We start from the raw sequence: 19,245 nt of genomic DNA, 5'->3' as shown, positions 1-19,245 counted from the left end.
TTTATTTCTTCTTCGGATTCTTTCCTGTTGCTTTTTGTTGTTCCTCCATGGTCTTCAATTGTGTTTGAAGATATTGAGAAAATTTAGACTTTTTAGGACCACCACCCGCTGCAATCTTTTTGCGGTTTTCATCTAATAAGGCTTTGATCTTATCTTCATTGACAAATTTACGAATGGCTAATTGCTGACCAATCGTCACTAAGTTCGATACGAAATAATAGAAACTTAAACCTGCAGGGAATGAGTTCATGACAAACATGAAGATAACTGGCGTTACATAGGCCATCATTTTCATGTTAATAGGTTGTCCTGGCTGATCTGGTGTGATTTGGTTATTATAATAACCATAAGCTAATTGAGAAACGGTCATTAATAAACAGAATAAACTAACGTGATTACCATAGAATGGAATGCTAAACGGTAGGTTGATAAACGAGTCATACGTTGATAAATCGTTTGCCCATAAGAATGATTCTTGGCGTAGGTTAATTAAGTTAGGGAATAACATGAATACCGCCATTAATACTGGCATCGTCGCTAATACCGGAATACAGCCACTTAATGGATTCACACCCACCTCGCCGTATAATTTCATCGTTTCTTGCTGAACGCGTGCCGCATCATCACCAATCTTCTCTTTGATAGCGGCAATTTCAGGGGCTAAGATACGTGTCTTAGCCATGGAAACGTATGATTTATAAGTTAACGGTAATAAAGCCGTCTTAATAATCAATACTAAGACAATTATCAATAAACCGTAATTCGTGAATAAACTTTCTAAGAAACCAAAAAGTGGAACAAAGATATACTTCGTGATAGGCAAAAGAAAATCATAACTTAACTTCACGTTTTTGCCAAAATTAGGTGCTTCTACCTTATTAACGATCGCATAATCGTTTGGTCCAAAGTAAAATGTGAAATTAGATTTACCCGCGGATAAATCTTGAGCTGAAGCAATGATCTGAGCATCTAATGTTTTAATATTGACAGAATCTGTCAAATTAGGCGTAGCTGTTAAAGATGCAGATTTAAATGCAAAACCTTTAGGAATTAAACCTGAAAGGAAATATTTCTTTTTGAAGCTAATCCATTTTGTGCTCTGATCTAAATTCTCATTCGTTACAGAACTAGGATTCTCAGATAGGTAATCGAATTCCTCATCTTCTGTCAATAAATAATTGATCGTAGCTTTACGCTCTTCTGTAATATCTTTCTCTGTTTGATGAACTTGTTCTTTCCAATGGATGAAATAATCGCCTCCGGTTAAAGCAACCGATTGGGCATCTAATTGGTAGTCTACTAGGAAACCAGTTTCAGGTAATACATAGCTAGAAGAAATGGCTTGTCCGTTAGCTAAAGCAGCTGTGAAGCTAACTTTATTACCTGATTGAACTCCAGCAAAATCTAGATTTGACACTTTCACCTTGCCTGCAGCAGTAGGTAATTCAACACTGAATTCATCTGATTCAGCATTATACAAGTATAAACCGTCCGACTTTCCTACATTAAAATTTGCATAGCTCTTGTAGTTCTTTAATTGAACTGAAACTAGTTTAGCACCTTTAGAAGATACCTTAACGATGATATCCTTGTTCTCTAAAGTGAAAATCTGTTCCTTTTTAGCTGTAGAATCGATGGCTACAACTTTAGCTGAATCTTTAGGTGCTACAGCTATTGCTTTTTGAGTAACTGCTTTTGATTTTACAGCTGGAATTTCTTTAGGGGCAAAGAAATATTGGTAGCCTAGTAGCATACCCATAATTAATACAATACCCGTGATGGAATTTCTATCCATGATTTCTTATTTTGAATTTTTGATGAATGGGACAGCGTGTTGATGAGCTGCCTTAACAAATTGAACAAATAGGGGAGACGGACTTTCAACCGTCGATTTATATTCTGGGTGGAATTGAACACCCACAAAGAATGGATGGTTTTCAATTTCTACAATCTCTACCAAATTTGAATCCGGATTGATACCAGAAGTAATTAATCCAGCTTTGTGGAATTGATCTAAGTAATCATTATTGAATTCATAGCGATGTCTATGACGCTCTTGAATGGAAGTTTTTCCGTAGATTTTATAGGCCAAAGTACCTTTTTCAATCTTACAAGGATAGGCGCCTAAACGCATCGTACCGCCTTTTTCAGAAATGTCTTTTTGTTCTAGCATTAAATTGATAACCGGATCAGGACTTTCTGGGTTCATTTCAAATGAATGTGCCTCTGGTAAGCCCATTACATTACGAGCAAACTCAATAACCGCACATTGCATCCCTAGACAAATACCTAAGAAAGGAATTTTGTTTTCACGGGCATACTTTACTGCATTGATTTTACCTTGAATACCACGTTCTCCAAAACCAGGAGCTACTAGAATTCCATCTAAACCAGCTAATGCTTCTGATACATCTTCCGTATCCATTGTTTCAGAAGAAATCCAATTCAAGTTTACTTTGATGTCATTTGCTGCTCCGGCGTGAATAAAGGCTTCCGCAATGGATTTATAGGAATCTTTTAATTCAACGTATTTTCCAATTAGGCCGATATTGATCTCGAACTTGGGATTTTGTAATTTGGAAAGGAAAGTAGTCCAGTTCTTCAAATTAGATTCCTTGTCGTTGTAGATATCCAACTTATATAAAACGCGGCTATCTAAACGCTCTTCTTTCATTAATAAAGGAACCTCATAGATGGTGGACGCATCACGCGCCTCGATAACATCGGCCTCAGAAACGTTACAGAATAAACCAATTTTCTTCTTCATTTCTTGAGGAAGTGGATGTTCTGTACGGCAAACTAAGATATCGGGTTGAATACCAGATTCCGATAATTGCTTTACGCTATGTTGTGTGGGCTTGGTTTTTAATTCTCCAGCAGACGCTAAATAAGGAATTAAGGTCAAGTGAATAAACAAGGTGTTCTTCTCTCCTAAATCCCATTTTAATTGACGTGCTGCCTCAATGAATGGTAATGATTCGATATCGCCTACGCAACCACCAATCTCCGTAATAACGATATCAAATTTCCCTGATTCGCCTAAGAGCATAATATTGCGCTTAATTTCATCCGTTATGTGAGGAACGACTTGAACTGTTTTTCCTAGGTAATCACCACGACGCTCTTTGGTAATCACATTATGGTAAATACGACCTGTAGTGATATTATTTGCTTGGCTAGTGGGCGTATTTAAAAAACGCTCATAGTGGCCTAAGTCAAGATCCGTTTCTGCACCATCATTTGTTACATAGCATTCGCCGTGTTCGTATGGATTCAGGGTACCTGGATCGATGTTGATATAAGGGTCAAACTTTTGGATTGTACAGGTTAGACCACGCGCTTGAAGTAGCTTCGCTAAGGAAGAGGCAATGATGCCTTTTCCTAACGAGCTTGTTACACCACCCGTAACAAAAATGAACTTGGATTTCTTGGGATTCCCTTTACCAGACATTGATAGAATTGTTGATTTGGTTACGGGAAACAAAGATAGTGAATTAAAAGCATACCGAATTAATCCTATTTTTATTTTATCTTGCATTCTTAATAGATTTTCGATGAAACCTCAACAAATTACCCTCTATTCAGCCTCGGCCGGATCAGGTAAAACTTATACCTTGACCATTGAGTATATCAAGATGGCGCTCTCAGAGGTGGAATCGAAAGGTTATTTTCGTCGAATTTTGGCCGTAACTTTTACGATCAAAGCGGCGGAAGAAATGCGCCAAAGAATTTTGCATTTTTTAGCGGGGATGTCAGATTATCCCACTTTCTCACATACCCCTCGTTCAGAACAACCAAAAGTCCTTGCCATACTAGACAAAATTCAATCTGAATTAGCTATGGATCAGATTCAGTTGAGTAAGGAGGAATTAGCAAGTAGAGCAGCCACCACACTTCAGCAAATTTTACAGGATTATGGTTTGTTTTCTGTTATGACCATTGATTCATTCGTTCAAAGATTAAGTTCGTCTTTCATTGAAGAATTGAAATTGCCTAGTCATTTTGAAGTGTTGCTAGATTCTAAAGGATTAATAAATGAGCTAATTAATCAATTATTAGAAAAGGTGAACGGCTTGGGCAATCCTGAATTAAATGAATTGATTCTTAGTTTCGCGAATAAAGAAATAGCAGAGGGTAGAAGTTGGAATCGCCTGCGAGAAAGTTTATATGAATTTTTAAAAATTTCTTTAGAGGAGAAATATTTAGCAGTAGAACCTCATTTGTCAAAATTTGGACTTGTAGATTTTCAGCAGTTAGAGATTCAATTGAAAGCATCTATGGAGGGGATGGTTCAAGAGATGAAACTTAGCGCTCAACGTTTTTTGGATGTTATTGCTCAGATTGGGGTGGAAGATGGTCATTATTTTCAAGGCTCAAATGGTCCTGTGGGGATTATGCGAAAATTTTTAAGTAAAAACAGTATTGGAGACGACGCCTATAAGTATTTACACACGGCAGTGAATACAGATTCTTGGACTTCTGCTAAGGCACCTAAAGCAATAAAGGAAAGCATTAACACCCATGCGGGTGAACTATCGCATCTAGGTCAGCAATTTTTGGCATTGCAATCGCTCTATCTTACTCGATATAATTTCCTGAATTGGGTGTTAAAAGATTTGAAGAAAATGGCCTTGTTAAATCTGATACAACGCGAAATGCAGTTGTATCAGCAAGAGAACTTAGCAATTCCTATTTCTGAGTTTGCTAAACGGGTGTATGATGTGATCTCCAATGATCCCATACCTTTTATTTATGAGAAATTGGGTGATCGTTACTTTCACATTTTTATTGACGAATTTCAAGACACCTCCATTTTACAATGGAAGAATTTTATGCCCTTGTTAGAAAATGCGACTTCCGTAGGTAAGCGAAGTCTTTTGGTGGGGGATGCAAAACAATCTATTTATAAATTTAGAGGTGGAGAAGTTAGTTTAATTGCTTCGTTGGCTACACAAGACTATTCTTTGGTTTCCTCGCAGTTTGAGGAAGATTCACTCGATGAGCAGCGTTTTGAGTATTTATTACATCAAATTAACCCTAAAGCACTAGGTGATAATTACCGAAGTGCTAAGGAAATTGTTGAATTCAATAATGCTTTTTATCAATCGTTAACCAGACAAGAAAGTCTAATTGATATATGCTCGCTTATTACCCCATTATATGGAACGAATTTAACTCAAAATCCCAAAGTCTCATCCACTGATTTTACCGGTCATGTGGATTTGATAGTCTATGAAAAGTCGGAGGAAAAGTATGGATTTACGGAACCGGAGAACGAATTCATGTTTGAGCAAGTTCATAAACTTATTCAACATAATGTAAATCTAGGATTTAGATTACGAGATATCGCCATATTAACTCGGAAGAACAAATATGCACGGTATATTGCTTTGCGTTTAAAGGAAATAGGTGTGCCTGTTATTTCCTCAGATTCTCTTTTAGTACATTATTCACCGGTAGTCGGATTCTTATTGTCTTTTTTGGCTTTGCAGGACGACGAGGATGAAAATTTGTTTTTGTACGAATTGATATATCAATTTGGAGAGATTAAAGGAGTGATGGTTAGTCAAGAAGATTTAGATTTTATAAATCACCAAAATTCTACTAGGGCTTACGAAAAGGCTGTCAGTTATTTCTCTGCTAAAGGATTTTCTATCCCTGTATTCTCTGATTTATTGAAGTGGATATATGAATTAGTTTCAGCCTTTGATCTATTAAATCATTCGAGTGGCCAGGAATACCTCTGGAAATTTTTGGATATCTTGAATGACTATGTCCTTACGAAAGATAAGGTAGTGAGTCATTTTTTAGCTCATTTTAATCAAAACCGTAATTCCTATTGCATTTCAAGTGCATCAACTGAAAACGCAGTAACGATTTCGAGCATTCATAAATCCAAAGGTTTAGAATACCCAGTGGTCATCGTACCTTTTGTTAATTGGACCATCGCGGCAGATAATGAAAGAATTTGGTATGATTTAAGTGAGTTGGAATTAACGGATTTGGAAATTGAAAATTCGGATAGGTTAAATCACATATATGGACGAGTAAACGCTTCTGAACCAGCCGCATTTTCTACTTTGTCGGAACAAGTTCAACGAGAAAAGGAAACGATATTCTTGGACGCATTAAATATGCTGTACGTAGCCACCACTAGACCTAAGCAAGTGCTTCATTTGTTATTATCTGTTCCTACAATAGAAATGCATAATAAGACGATTAGCTCCTACGATAACTCTGTAGGAAAATTAGTCTATGAATTTGCTTTAGAATCGGGTATTAAGGAAGATTTACCTGAATTTCTTCAGTCAGGAATCGCTTGGAATACCGCTTATTATACGTTTGAAACAAGTGCACTTATTCCTAAATTGGAACATGAAGCGGATGTAAATACCATAAAAAATGTACAGATTCATTTACATAATGACCAACCAAAAATAGCCTTACGTGTCAATTCATCTCCTACTGATTTATATACAGCCGCTTCAAAAAAGAGAGAAATAGGTAATCAATTACATAATTTATTAGCTCAACTTCCAGATATAGAGGCTTGGCCATCGATACGATCTAAGACATTCTTAGATGTTTCTTCGGTTGATGCCTTGCTCGAGGAGAAAGAGGTTCAGACTTTTTTTAATAAAGATTTATTGGCCTTTAAAGAAGTAGATTTATTGTGCCCTGACGGAAGTATTGTTCGGCCTGATCGGGTTAATAAAGTAGGGGATGCCCTACAGGTGATTGATTTTAAAACAGGTAAGCCTACTCCTAGCCATCATGATCAAATTAATAAATACAAACAAACATTAGTCTCTATGGGGCACAAAGTATGTCAAGGGGTATTAATTTATGTAGAATCTAAAGAGTTGGTTTATGTATAAACGTATTCTACTGTTCGGCGTACTTCTTCTTCTTTTAGATTCCTGTTCTTTTGTCAAGCGCATTTTTCATCGGTCTCCTAGTACCTTTTATAGCCATGCAGAAATTAAATCTATCATTAAGGATGCACAAAATCTAAAAGGTGTTCCCTATAAATTCGGTGGTATGGACAAAAAGGGAATGGATTGTTCAGGACTATTATATACTGTTTATTTGAAAAATGAGGTCAATATCCCTAGGGTATCTGCAGATCAGGCTAATTTTGGTGAAGAAATTTCCATTAATGAACTTAAAATAGGGGATTGGGTATTTTTCGCCACGGGCAAAGTCGGTCTAATTAGTCATGTCGGTTTAGTGACCAAAGATCATCCTGACATTACCTTTATTCATGCAAGCACTACATATGGTGTCAGAGAGGACAAGTTGAATCAAAAATATTGGCTAAATCGAATCGTTAAAATTATACGGCCATTTAAAAATTAATATGGTTTTTAGCCATTGATGTTCTATTTTTGCATTTCTTTTTAAAATGCTATGTCTAAAAAAATTGTAATTATTGGTGCTGGTGGTGTGGGTAATGTAGTCGTGAAGAAATGCGCGATGAATCCTGCTTCCTTTTCTGAGATAGTTCTAGCTTCTCGTACTTTATCAAAATGTGATGCCATTGCCGCTGAGTGTGCTGCGATCGGTTTACCAACTGCCGTGAAAACACGTCAGGTGGATGCAGATAATGTACCGGAATTGGTGGCTTTGTTCAAAGAAGAAAAGCCATTTTTAGTTATCAATGTGGCTTTACCATACCAAGATCTAACGATTATGGATGCTTGTCTTGAGGCTGGTGTTCACTATTTAGATACAGCGAATTACGAACCGAAAGATGTTGCGAAGTTCGAATATTCGTGGCAATGGGCCTACCAAGAGAAATTTAAGAAAGCAGGCTTAATGGCCTTATTAGGTTGTGGATTTGATCCAGGTGTTACGGGTGTTTACACAGCTTATGCTAATAAGCACTATTTCGATGAGATGCATTATTTGGATATCATTGATTGTAATGCTGGTGATCATGGAAAAGCTTTCGCTACTAATTTTAACCCGGAGATAAATATTCGCGAGATTACGCAGAAAGGTAAATACTGGGAAAATGGGGAATGGATTGAGATTGAACCGATGTCTATTCACAAGCCTATCGATTACCCGAACATAGGACCGAAAGAATCTTATGTTCTTTACCACGAAGAATTAGAGTCTTTAACAAAGAATTTTCCTACGTTGAAACGTGCTCGTTTCTGGATGACGTTTGGACAAGCTTATTTAACGCACTTAGAGGTACTTCAAAATGTAGGAATGACTTCTATTGCGCCTATTAAGTTCAATGGAATGGATATCGTCCCTTTGGAATTCCTTAAGGCAGTTTTACCGGAGCCAGGAACCTTAGGTGAAAATTATTCAGGTCAAACTTCTATCGGTTGCCAAATCAAAGGTATCAAAGATGGAAAGGATGCTACCTACTATGTTTGGAACAACTGCCATCATGCAGACTGTTACAAAGAAGTACAGGCACAAGGGGTTAGTTATACTACAGGAGTTCCAGCCATGATTGGTGCTTCATTAATGATTGATGGTTCTTGGTTTGCTCCAGGTGTATTTAATGTGGAAGAATTCAACCCAGATCCATTTATGGAATTATTGAACATTCATGGTTTACCATGGGATGAGCAACATAACATCACTTTACCTCACGAATATTAACATGACTTATTATCCTTCGATTCCATCTCCTTGTTACGTATTGGAGGAAAATTTGTTGATTTCAAATCTAGATCTTTTGAAACGAGTTCAACAGGAGGCTGGTATTGAGATTATTTGTGCATTAAAAGGGTTTTCATTTTACCATGAATTTCCATTAATAAAACAATATTTAGCAGGTGCTACAGCGAGTTCTTTGCATGAGGCTCGTCTAGCTTTTGAGGAAATGGGAATGAAGCCTCACGTGTATTCTCCAGCTTATTTAGAAGCAGAATGGAAAGAACTCTCCTCTTATGCAGGCCATATTACCTTTAATTCCCTGAATCAGTATCATCAATATAAAGATAGGGCCCATGCTGCAGGTATTTCTTGTGGATTACGTATTAATCCAGAGTATGCAGAAGTAGAAACAGATATGTATAATCCCTGTGTGGCTGGTTCACGTTTAGGTATTCGTCGTTCTGATCTAGGGGATTTGCCGGCAGGTATTGATGGATTACATTCACATACTTTGTGTGAGAATGATTCATTTGTATTAGAACGTACTTTAGCGGTAATTGAAGAGAAATTTGGTGATTTATTACCTTCTTTGAAATGGTTAAATTTAGGAGGAGGACACTTGATTACACGAGCTGATTACGATGTCAATCATTTAATCGGATTATTAAAAGGGATTCGCCTAAAATACCCGAACCTTCAGATTATCCTTGAGCCAGGATCAGCAGTAGGCTGGCAGACTGGCTTTTTAAAATCAACGGTTTTGGATATAGTCGAATCTGCTGGAATAACGGTGGCCATTTTAGATGTGTCTTTTGCAGCTCATATGCCTGATACGTTAGAAATGCCCTATAAACCTCGGATAAGAGGAGCGAATTCAGAACCTGAAACAGGAAAGCCCACGTATCGTTTTGGCGGTATGACTTGTTTAGCAGGGGATTTCTATGGCGATTACTCGTTTGAAAAGGAATTGCAAATAGGGGATGAAATCATTTTAGAAGATATGATTCACTATACGATGGTGAAAACTACTACATTTAATGGTGTTAATTTACCAAGTATCGGTAAATTAGATAGGGATGAACAATTCCACCTACTGAAGTCTTTCGGATACGAATCCTTTAAGGATCGACTGTAATTGTGGAGAAGATCGGTCTCGAACCGACGACCTCTTGCATGCCATGCAAGCGCTCTAGCCAACTGAGCTACATCCCCATTAAAAATTAACCTTAACTCCTAATCCACCCTGAATATGTAGGAAAAATGGGTTCGGTAGTATTTCAGAATACAATCCAAGCTCCGCAAAAAAGGAAAGATTAGGTGCATCGATAGGGAAATATTCCATTCCAGCTACTCCTGCCGCCCCTAATCCACGTTTCGTTTCAGGGTAAATGGAATTGTCTGTAAATAGATTTCTAGATACAAACTGTGGGCCAGCTCCGTAATAATAATGTAAATCTGAATTGACTAGGGTAGGGCGATGCCATAAATACAAGGCATTCATAGAGAATCCTATATTCTGAAATGATCCATTTTGATAGGAGCGATTTGTCCCCCAAAGACCACCATAACTTCCAAAATTAAATTCCACTGCATTTCTTCCGTTGGGCAAGTAACGTTTAATCATAAATCCTCCTGGTTCACCCACTCTAAAACCTGCTGCCCAATCTTTCATCTGCGCTTTAACAGTGGAAAGAGGGGTCAATAAAAGTAAGAAGAGAAATAGGCGCTTCAACATCTTAAGCTGAATAGAATTTTGAGATTAGATCAACTAATTTATCGTTTTCTGACGACAAACCAACGGTAATGCGAATAGAATCTTCACATAAAGCGACAGAACTTCGGTTTCTGGTGATTAGCTTTGACTCAATTAAAAAATTAAATAGCTGATTGGCTCGCTTAAAATGCACTAGTATAAAGTTTGCATCTGATGGGTAAATCTGAACCACTTCTGGAATTTTATGAAGAGATTCTATTAAACGAGACCGCTCTGATAAAATTAATTGAACAGCTCCTTCCTTAAAAGATTTATTGCCAAGCGCTTTGTAAACGATCTCCTGTGTCGCTCCGCCAATATTATAGGGTGGTTTGATTTTATTTAATAAGTTGATAATAGTGGGATGAGCAAAAGCCATACCTAATCTCAGGGAAGCTAACCCATAGGCTTTGGAAAGCGTCTGCATTACAATGACATGAGGGTATTTCGCTAATTCTAAAATAAAACTAGGTTCATCAGAAAAATCGATATAGGCTTCGTCAATGATGACAAATCCTGTTTTAAAGGATTCTATTAGCGTATAAATATCCGAGCGATTCAATTTATTCCCGGTCGGATTATTAGGTGAACAAAGGAATAGCAAACGTGAATTTTGATCAACCGTCTGTAATATTCCCTCCACATCTAATTGATAATGCTGAGTTAAACTAACCTTGCGTTGTTCGATATGATTAATCGATGCGCTCACCTCATACATGCCATAGGTAGGTGGGCACAGTATAATATTGTGGACACCTGATTGACATGTCATTCGCATGATTAAATCGATAGCCTCATCTGAACCATTTCCTAGGAAAATTTGATCCGTTGAGCAGGATTTAATGTTAGCTAATTGTTCCTTAATGGCTAATTGCAAAGGATCAGGATAGCGATTCCAATTTTCAGATACTCCTGAACCTACTGGATTTTCATTCGCATCTAGAAACACTCCCTCTTTACCTTTGAACTCATCTCTTGCTGATGAATAAGGCTTTAGGTTCCAAATATGAGGTAATATGAAGTTTTCGAAATTCATATTTAGTTGATTCTAATTTTAACAGCATTTGCATGAGCCTGAAGTGATTCAGCTTCAGCCATATCAATAATTGTCTTGCCTAATTGCTCCAAACCTTGTTTAGAAATGGATTGTAAGGTAATTTTCTTTGTGAAGGAATCCAAATTAACCCCAGAATAGGCTCTCGCAAATCCATTCGTTGGTAAGGTGTGGTTAGTTCCTGAAGCATAATCACCTGCAGACTCGGGTGTATAATTACCTAAGAAGATAGATCCTGCATTTCTAATGTACCCTGAGAATTCTTCTGCATCGTCACAAGCTAAAATCAAGTGTTCTGCGGCGTATTCGTTTAATAAGTCAATAGCTTCTGCTGAAGTATTCACTAAAATGAATTTAGAATTAGCTAGCGCTTTCTCAGCCAGGTCTTTTCTAGGTAATTCAGCTAATTGAATTTTGATTTCTGTGATCGTTTTTTCCACGATATCAGAAGACGTACTAATTAATATAACTTGAGAGTCTGCCCCATGTTCTGCTTGTGATAACAAATCGGAGGCGATATAAGCTGGATTAGCCGTGTGATCAGCATATACAGCTACTTCTGATGGTCCAGCCGGCATATCAATTGCTGTGCCTAATCGGTTGGCATACATTTTAGCGGCGGTAACATATTGATTTCCTGGGCCAAAGATTTTATATACCTTCGGTACGCTTTCAGTTCCTAGGCTTAATGCGGCTATAGCTTGTGAACCACCTATTTTGGCCATCTTGGTTACGCCACATAATTTAGCAGCGTAGAAAATAGCAGGGTGAGTAGCAGGAGTACATAAAACTACTTCCTGACATTCAGCGATGCGAGCCGGAATGGCTAACATTAATACGGTTGAAAATAGGGGAGCGGTTCCTCCAGGAATGTAGATTCCTACTTTATCGATGCCTGTGGCTTTTTGCCAACAAACCACACCTGGATTAACTTCAATTTTATTGGGAACTAACTTTTGTGCCGCGTGAAAGGCATAAATATTAGCGTAGGCATGATCGATTGCCTTTTGTAATGCTATATCTGTTTTTGAGGCTAAATCTTCAATTTCTGCTGCCGTATATAATATATCTGTAATCTCCCTTTTTTCGTAGGTCGCCGTTAATTCACGTAAGGCTTGATCGCCTTTCGATCTAACCTGACGAAAAACGTCAGAAATCAAGGCGTCTAATTGTCCCTGCTCTAAAGCCGGACGCTGACATATAGCTGCATAATCTAAGCGAGAAGGATAATTGATTTGTGTAAACATGATTATAAAATCATTTTCTCAATTGGTAAAACTAAAATACCTTCAGCACCTGCATCACGCAGGTTTTCAATGATATTCCAAAAGTCATTTTCTTCAATCACCGAATGCAAAGAGAACCAGCCTTTCGTAGTTAATGGCAATACTGAAGGAGACTTCATTCCGGGTAATAAAGCAGTCACTTTGTCAATGTTTTGCTCTTGTACGTTTAAAACCACGTATTTCGCATTTTGGCCTCTTTGAACCGAGTCAATTCTAAATAATAGTTTATCTAAAATAGCTTGTTTTTCTGCAGATAAGGTCGCGTTTGCAATCATCACAGCTTGACTTTGGAAAACCGTAGCCACTTCTTTAAGGCCATTGCTTAATAGCGTGCCTCCAGTAGAAACGATGTCGCAAATACCCTCTGCTAAACCAATACTAGGAGCAATTTCTACTGAACCTGAGATCTCGTGCATTTCAGCCTTAACACCGTTCTTTAGTAGGAATTGATTTGTAAGGTTCGGATACGAAGTAGCAATGCTTTTACCCTCGAACTGTTTTAAATCAGAGTAGTTCTCGCCACGAGGGATAGCTAATGAAAGGCGGCATTTAGAAAAGCCTAATTCTTTAACGATATCCACTTTGCGTGTATGTTCCATTAAAACGTTTAGACCTACTACGCCTAAATCAGCTACACCATCTTCTACATAACCCGGAATATCGTCGTCACGTAGGAATAGAAATTCAATCGGGAAGTTGCTCGAAATTGAACGAAGCTTAGAACCACCGGACTCAAACTTAATGCCACACTCCTTGAATAATTTCAAAGAGTCATCGCTAAGTCGTCCTGACTTCTGTACCGCAATTCTGATATTGTTTGTGCTCATCGTATTTATTCTAAAAAAAGCAAGCCTCGAGGTTATTCGAGGCTTGCAGAATCAATTTTATAAAAACATTTTGATTGGGTCCTCTAGGTATTGTTTCAGGGTTAACAGGAACGCAGCTCCAGTTGCACCATCTACCACGCGATGATCACAAGTCAAAGTTAATTTCATAATGTTGGTGGCATAGAATTGACCATTCTTCACACCTACGGTTTCTTTAATTCCACCTACCGCTAGAATACAAGACTCTGGCGAGTTGATGATCGAAGTAAATTGATCAATACCGAACATACCTAAGTTAGAAACCGTAAACGTATTACCTTCCCAATCTTTCGGTTGCAATAATTTACCTTTCGCCTTAGCACCTAAATCTTTAGCTTCTGCAGAGATTTGTGCGATCGACTTTTCTGATGCAAAACGGATAACAGGAACTAATAAACCGTCTTCCACTGCGACAGCCATACCAATGTGTACGTGTTTGTTCACACGGATACGGTCTTCCATCCAGTAAGAATTTACTTTCGGGTGTTTCGCAAGGGATAGGGCAGTAGCCTTAATCACCATGTCGTTAAATGAAATCTTCACTGGGAATGTTTCATTCATGCTCACACGTGCTTCCATTGCTTTGTCCATGTTGATTTCCATCGTTAGATAGAATTCAGGAGCGCTGAATTTAGATTCTGATAAACGACGCGCGATGGTTTTGCGCATTTGGCTGTTTGGAATATCCTCGAAGCTTTCTACTCCTCCAGTGAAGTTCGCATTTGCGCCACCTGAATTAGGATTGTATTCTTCCACGTCTGCTTTCGTGATACGTCCACCTTCACCCGTTCCCGTGATCCAGTTTAAGTTATACCCTTTTTCTTTTGCCAAAGCACGAGCCAAAGGACTAGCCTTCAATTCTGCACCTGGTTTAGAAGCTGTTTTTTCTTCGACTACGGGAGCCTTAGTAATTGCAGGCGCTGGTGCACTTGCTACTGGGGCAGCTGCAGGAGCTGCTGGCGCTGGTGCAGGAGTACTCGCTTTAGGAGCCGCTTCTGCATCTAAGATTAACTGGAAATTAGCACCTGGCTCACCTACAATAGCAATAATACCATCTACGATGACACCTTGTCCTTCTTTTGCGCCGATATATAAAAGAGTACCATCTTCATAGTTCTCTAATTCCATCGTTGCCTTATCTGTTTCTACTTCCGCAATGATATCTCCATTCTTGATTACATCGCCTACGGCTTTTAACCATTTAGCGATGACACCCTCGATCATGGTATCACTCATTTTAGGCATACGAACTGCCACAGCTTTTACACCGCTTAAATCGATGGCAGGAGTTGCAGCTGGTGCTTGTGCTACTGGTGCAGCTGTTGCGGCAACAGGTTCAGATGCTACTGGAGCAGGAGATGTAGCAGGAGATGTAGCAGCAGCCGGTGCAGCTAAAAGAGCTGAATAATCTTCACCTGGTGTACCTACGATCGCAATAATTCCATCTACAGGAACCGCTTCGCCTACTTTTACACCGATATATAATAAAGTACCGTCTTCGTAATTCTCAAGTTCCATTGTCGCTTTGTCGGTCTCGACTTCCGCAATAATGTCTCCAGATTTAATAACGTCACCTTCTTTTTTAAGCCAATTAGCGATCACACCTTCTAACATCGTGTCGCTCATCTTGGGCATTCTAATAATTTCAGCCATCTTATTTTGTTTGAAAGTTTAAAATTACGCTTTAAACCCTGTTTTTAAAAATTTTATGTGATAATTATTCTGTATTAATCTAGTTTAAGAACCGCCATAAATGCCTCTTGTGGAATTTCTACATTACCCACTTGGCGCATACGTTTCTTTCCTTTCTTCTGCTTCTCTAATAATTTACGTTTACGAGAGATGTCTCCACCATAACATTTGGCCAAAACATCCTTACGTAACGCTTTCACCGTCTCACGAGCAATGATTTTCTGTCCAATCGCCGCCTGAATCGCAATTTCAAATTGTTGTCTCGGGATCAATTCACGTAATTTCTCACATAAACGTTTACCCCAGTCATACGCCTTGTCACGGTGTACGATAGCAGATAGGGCATCCACCTTGTCACCATTTAACATGATATCAAGCTTCACCATTTCACCTGGCTCGTAATCCTTGTATTCGTAATCTAGTGAGGCATAACCCCTAGAAATTGTCTTTAAACGATCAAAGAAGTCAAATACCACCTCAGATAAGGGCATATCGAACGTTAATTCAACACGATCCGTCGTCAGGTAGATTTGATTCACCAAAATACCTCGCTTATCCATACAAAGGCTCATAATGACCCCCGTATACTCAGATTTCGTAATAATTTGTGCTTTAATATAGGGTTCCTCGATGATGTTAATCAAATTCGGTTCTGGTAAATCCGCTGGTGCAGAAACCCATAGCTCTTCATTTGCGGTAGTGATCACCTTAAATTTAACGGATGGAACCGTCGTGATTACCGTCATATCAAATTCGCGTTCTAAGCGTTCTTGCACAATTTCCATGTGCAACATGCCTAAGAAACCACAACGGAAACCGAATCCTAAGGCAGCCGAAGTCTCTGGCTCCCACACTAAAGAGGCATCATTTAACTGAAGCTTCTCCATCGCATCGCGCAAATCCTCAAATTCCGATGTTTCTACTGGATAAATACCGGCGAAAACCATCGGTTTTACTTCTTCAAAACCTTGAATCGCAGATTGGGTAGGATTTGCTACATGTGTGATCGTATCACCCACTTTTACTTCCTTCGCCTCTTTAATACCAGAAATCAGGTAACCTACATCACCCGTTTTAATGATTTGTTTGGGTTCTTGTTCTAATCCCAGTGTACCAATTTCATCCGCGTAGTATTCTTTACCCGTATTAATGAACTTAACTTTATCTCCTTTTCTAATTTCCCCATTATACACACGGAAAATAACCTCAATACCGCGGTAAGAGTTAAACGTAGAGTCAAAGATCAAGGCTTGTAATGGCGCTTCAGGTTCCCCTTTAGGAGCAGGGATTCTAGCTACAACCGCATCTAAAATATCTTGAATACCAATTCCTTCCTTACCAGAGGCGTGAATGATATCTTCTTTTTTACAGCCAATTAAATCGATAATTTGGTCTGAAACCTCCTCCGGCATCGCGCCAGGTAAATCGATCTTATTTAATACTGGAATGATTTCAAGATCATGACTAATTGCTAAGTATAAATTAGAAATAGTCTGCGCCTCAATACCTTGGGATGCATCTACAATTAACAATGCACCTTCGCATGCCGCAATGGAACGGGATACTTCGTAAGAGAAATCGACGTGTCCTGGCGTGTCAATCAAGTTAAATGTATACAATTCCCCATCTTTAGGGTATTGCATTTGAATCGCGTGAGACTTAATGGTAATACCGCGTTCACGCTCTAAATCCATATCATCGAGCAATTGATTCATCATATCGCGCTTTTGAACGGTATTGGTGAATTCAATTAATCGATCGGCCAATGTACTTTTACCGTGGTCAATATGGGCAATGATGCAAAAATTACGCAGGTGTTTCATATAGAATTATTTCTCCTTAGGGCTTCCCCTTAAACTAAGCTACAAATATAGCCAAAACAAGGCATTTAACCCGTTTTATTGATTCATTAAATCTTCAATTTCCTCCCAATCTAACGGAATATTTTTCATCAGATTGATATTTGTACCTGATTGAATGACTAAGTTGTTCTCTAATCTTATTCCTAATCCTTCCTCCTGGATATATATACCAGGCTCACAGGTAAGAACCATTCCTTCTTGAAAAGGTTTGTATTTATCCCAAACATCATGCACATCTAAGCCTAAATGATGGGCTACTCCGTGCATAAAGTATTTCTTAAACAATGGATTAGCCGGATTTTGTTTTTCTACATCAGCACGGGAGAATAAACCTAGATCGATTAATTGCCCTTCCATGAAGCGCTCGACCTCTTTTTGGTAATCTACCCAAAACACGCCAGGCTGCATGATTTCGGTTGCATAATTTAATACGGAATGTACTGCTTGGTACACATGCTTCTGTCTAGGACTGAAACGGCCATTTACTGGAATTGTACGCGTCATATCTGCATTGTAATTCGCATAAGAGGCTCCTACATCTAATAATAGCATATCTCCATCCCTGCAAGGAAGTGCATTGTCAATGTAATGTAGCACGCACGCGTTAGCACCAGAAGCAATAATTGGAGTATAAGCAAAACCTTCTGATCGATTGCGCGTGAATTCATGAATAAATTCTGCTTCAATCTCGTATTCAGTTACACCTGGTTTAGTGAAATTCAATACGCGTCTGAATCCTTTATCTGTTATATCGCAAGCGACTTGTAAGGCTTGCAATTCTTCAGGCTCCTTTAGCATGCGTAAATCACTCAAAATAGGAGCAAGGCGACCTATCGCATGATTTGGATACGTATTTCGGATATTTATACCTAAGCGCGCATTCTGTGTCTGAACCACTGAAGCATTACGTAAGTGCTCATTATCAGTTAAGTAGATATGATTTGCGGAGTAAACAAGTGTTTTTAAAAGTTGCTCAAAATTAGACGACCATTGGATGTTCTTAATCCCGGAAGTTTGAGTTGCCTCTTCTTTGGTATATTTATGTCCTTCCCAAATTTCAATCAATTCAGATGTCTCGCGAACAAAGGCGATTTCTCTCCATTGTGCTTCTGGAGCATCTGGATACAAGATCAAAAAGGTTTCCTCTTGATCTAAACCGGATAAGTAAAACAAATCACTGTTTTGTCTGAATCCCATTGTCCCGTCGGCATTCGTGGGCATGATGTCGTTGGAACTAACAACCACGATTGATTTAGGGGGTAATTGTGCGTACAATTTGGCCCGATTCTTTTTAAATAATTCAACTGAAAATGGAGTATATCTCATCTTATTTGCGACAAACGTAAATAATCTCTTCTAGTGGCAATGCCATTCTTTGGCTTTCTGACAAACCTAATTTCTCTATTAAATTAATGGGTTCTACTGTAAATCCAGACTTTTCTAATTGTGTACCATAATCACGTCCATAGATGCGCAAATGATCGTCTTGTAGGAAATGAATTTCGCGTTCCCGTGGATCTGTGATGCTGGCATCTTCATAGGTCGTTGCCAGATCGTATCTTTGTGGACTTTGGCATAAAGCAAAACCAGTCGGCTTTAATACCCTTCTGATTTCCTGCATACAACGCACATCGTCATTTACATGTTCTAACACGTGATTACAGAATACCGCATCAAATGTGTTGTCTTCAAATGGAATATCATGTAAATCCATTTTTACTTTTGCCAGTGGGCTTTCGATATCAGCTGTAATATATTGATCGCCTAAATGCTTCTCAAAACGTTCGATAAAACAATATTCCGGAGCGATATGTAATAATTTAGGCTTTTCTGTAAAAAACGATGTCTCATTCTTCAGATACAAATACATCAACCGATGACGCTCTAAACTTAAGCAGGATGGACAAAGGGCATTTTCCCGAGGTGTCAATCGACCGTAGGGCAGGAAATGACGAAAAGAATGGTCACAAACGGGACAATAAACCTTATTCCCGGTTAAGAAAATACTGTATATTTTGATAAGTCTGTGGGCAAATAATTGAATGAATTTTCTCGGGATAAATCGTAAAACCCAGCTAATGATGTATTTCATAGAAACAAAAAAAGGGAA

14 protein-coding genes and 1 tRNA gene are annotated in these 19,245 nt (G+C 38.6%); 4 read left to right on the top strand and 11 right to left on the bottom strand.

The features are described from left to right. Position 1: 1 nt before the first annotated feature. Both yidC and SKC37_RS03995 read right to left on the bottom strand, forming a co-directional pair. Positions 2-1,795: a membrane protein insertase YidC gene (gene yidC / locus SKC37_RS04000; RefSeq protein ID WP_377980214.1), complete on the bottom strand. Its 1,794-nt coding sequence runs from the start codon at positions 1,793-1,795 to the stop codon at positions 2-4. A gap of 6 nt (positions 1,796-1,801) precedes the next feature. Further along, positions 1,802-3,451, bottom strand: coding sequence for a CTP synthase (locus tag SKC37_RS03995; protein WP_377980505.1), 1,650 nt, complete (start codon positions 3,449-3,451; stop codon positions 1,802-1,804). A gap of 103 nt (positions 3,452-3,554) precedes the next feature. Here SKC37_RS03995 and SKC37_RS03990 point away from each other — a divergent pair, with 103 nt between their 5' ends. From SKC37_RS03990 to nspC, 4 genes are read left to right on the top strand one after another with little or no spacing between them, the layout of a single operon-like run. Continuing rightward, entirely contained in the window at positions 3,555-6,878 is a 3,324-nt protein-coding gene (locus SKC37_RS03990) for a UvrD-helicase domain-containing protein (protein WP_377980213.1), read from the top strand. Beyond that, a complete protein-coding gene (locus SKC37_RS03985) occupies positions 6,871-7,359 on the top strand; it encodes a C40 family peptidase (protein WP_377980212.1) in 489 nt (162 codons plus the stop codon). The genes SKC37_RS03990 and SKC37_RS03985 overlap by 8 nt, the downstream gene beginning before the upstream one ends. Before the next feature lie 51 nt (positions 7,360-7,410). Continuing rightward, complete coding sequence (locus SKC37_RS03980; RefSeq protein ID WP_377980211.1) at positions 7,411-8,625, top strand: saccharopine dehydrogenase family protein; 1,215 nt, start codon at positions 7,411-7,413, stop codon at positions 8,623-8,625. After that, the gene (gene nspC / locus SKC37_RS03975; protein WP_377980210.1) at positions 8,588-9,757 is read left to right on the top strand and encodes a carboxynorspermidine decarboxylase; all 1,170 of its coding nucleotides are present in this window, start codon (positions 8,588-8,590) and stop codon (positions 9,755-9,757) included. The genes SKC37_RS03980 and nspC overlap by 38 nt, the downstream gene beginning before the upstream one ends. A gap of 3 nt (positions 9,758-9,760) precedes the next feature. Here the strand turns inward: nspC and SKC37_RS03970 are convergent. From SKC37_RS03970 to SKC37_RS03930, 9 genes are all read right to left on the bottom strand, one after another. Beyond that, positions 9,761-9,834: transfer RNA gene (locus SKC37_RS03970), tRNA-Ala, on the bottom strand. 1 nt (position 9,835) lies between these two features. Then, positions 9,836-10,357: a hypothetical protein gene (locus SKC37_RS03965; RefSeq protein WP_377980209.1), complete on the bottom strand. Its 522-nt coding sequence runs from the start codon at positions 10,355-10,357 to the stop codon at positions 9,836-9,838. Between the two features lies 1 nt (position 10,358). Then, complete coding sequence (gene hisC / locus SKC37_RS03960) at positions 10,359-11,411, bottom strand: histidinol-phosphate transaminase (RefSeq protein WP_377980208.1); 1,053 nt, start codon at positions 11,409-11,411, stop codon at positions 10,359-10,361. Between the two features lie 2 nt (positions 11,412-11,413). After that, positions 11,414-12,676: a histidinol dehydrogenase gene (gene hisD, locus SKC37_RS03955; protein ID WP_377980207.1), complete on the bottom strand. Its 1,263-nt coding sequence runs from the start codon at positions 12,674-12,676 to the stop codon at positions 11,414-11,416. 2 nt (positions 12,677-12,678) lie between these two features. After that, positions 12,679-13,542, bottom strand: coding sequence for an ATP phosphoribosyltransferase (gene hisG / locus SKC37_RS03950; RefSeq protein ID WP_377980206.1), 864 nt, complete (start codon positions 13,540-13,542; stop codon positions 12,679-12,681). 57 nt (positions 13,543-13,599) lie between these two features. Then, a complete protein-coding gene (locus SKC37_RS03945) occupies positions 13,600-15,234 on the bottom strand; it encodes a 2-oxo acid dehydrogenase subunit E2 (RefSeq protein WP_377980205.1) in 1,635 nt (544 codons plus the stop codon). Between the two features lie 74 nt (positions 15,235-15,308). Next, on the bottom strand, positions 15,309-17,096 hold the full coding sequence (lepA, locus tag SKC37_RS03940; protein WP_377980204.1) for a translation elongation factor 4: 1,788 nt from the start codon (positions 17,094-17,096) through the stop codon (positions 15,309-15,311). 75 nt (positions 17,097-17,171) lie between these two features. Further along, the gene (locus SKC37_RS03935; protein WP_377980203.1) at positions 17,172-18,461 is read right to left on the bottom strand and encodes an aminopeptidase P family protein; all 1,290 of its coding nucleotides are present in this window, start codon (positions 18,459-18,461) and stop codon (positions 17,172-17,174) included. Between the two features lies 1 nt (position 18,462). Next, a complete protein-coding gene (locus SKC37_RS03930) occupies positions 18,463-19,227 on the bottom strand; it encodes a class I SAM-dependent methyltransferase (protein ID WP_377980202.1) in 765 nt (254 codons plus the stop codon). Positions 19,228-19,245: the final 18 nt, after the last annotated feature.

The sequence above is a fragment of the Aquirufa esocilacus genome (genome assembly GCF_042715595.1).
Classification (GTDB): Bacteria; Bacteroidota; Bacteroidia; order Cytophagales; family Spirosomataceae; genus Aquirufa; species Aquirufa esocilacus.
This window is presented reverse-complemented; position numbering and strand designations above follow the sequence as displayed.

Bases quoted from the DNA above. Each gene is read 5' to 3' on its own strand.
- yidC (WP_377980214.1), bottom strand. From the start codon at position 1,795: ATGGATAGAAATTCCATCACGGGTATTGTATTAATTATGGGTATGCTA.
- SKC37_RS03995 (WP_377980505.1), bottom strand. From the start codon at position 3,451: ATGTCTGGTAAAGGGAATCCCAAGAAATCCAAGTTCATTTTTGTTACG.
- SKC37_RS03990 (WP_377980213.1), top strand. From the start codon at position 3,555: ATGAAACCTCAACAAATTACCCTCTATTCAGCCTCGGCCGGATCAGGT.
- SKC37_RS03985 (WP_377980212.1), top strand. From the start codon at position 6,871: ATGTATAAACGTATTCTACTGTTCGGCGTACTTCTTCTTCTTTTAGAT.
- SKC37_RS03980 (WP_377980211.1), top strand. From the start codon at position 7,411: ATGTCTAAAAAAATTGTAATTATTGGTGCTGGTGGTGTGGGTAATGTA.
- nspC (WP_377980210.1), top strand. From the start codon at position 8,588: ATGAGCAACATAACATCACTTTACCTCACGAATATTAACATGACTTAT.
- SKC37_RS03965 (WP_377980209.1), bottom strand. From the start codon at position 10,357: ATGTTGAAGCGCCTATTTCTCTTCTTACTTTTATTGACCCCTCTTTCC.
- hisC (WP_377980208.1), bottom strand. From the start codon at position 11,411: ATGAATTTCGAAAACTTCATATTACCTCATATTTGGAACCTAAAGCCT.
- hisD (WP_377980207.1), bottom strand. From the start codon at position 12,676: ATGTTTACACAAATCAATTATCCTTCTCGCTTAGATTATGCAGCTATA.
- hisG (WP_377980206.1), bottom strand. From the start codon at position 13,542: ATGAGCACAAACAATATCAGAATTGCGGTACAGAAGTCAGGACGACTT.
- SKC37_RS03945 (WP_377980205.1), bottom strand. From the start codon at position 15,234: ATGGCTGAAATTATTAGAATGCCCAAGATGAGCGACACGATGTTAGAA.
- lepA (WP_377980204.1), bottom strand. From the start codon at position 17,096: ATGAAACACCTGCGTAATTTTTGCATCATTGCCCATATTGACCACGGT.
- SKC37_RS03935 (WP_377980203.1), bottom strand. From the start codon at position 18,461: ATGAGATATACTCCATTTTCAGTTGAATTATTTAAAAAGAATCGGGCC.
- SKC37_RS03930 (WP_377980202.1), bottom strand. From the start codon at position 19,227: ATGAAATACATCATTAGCTGGGTTTTACGATTTATCCCGAGAAAATTC.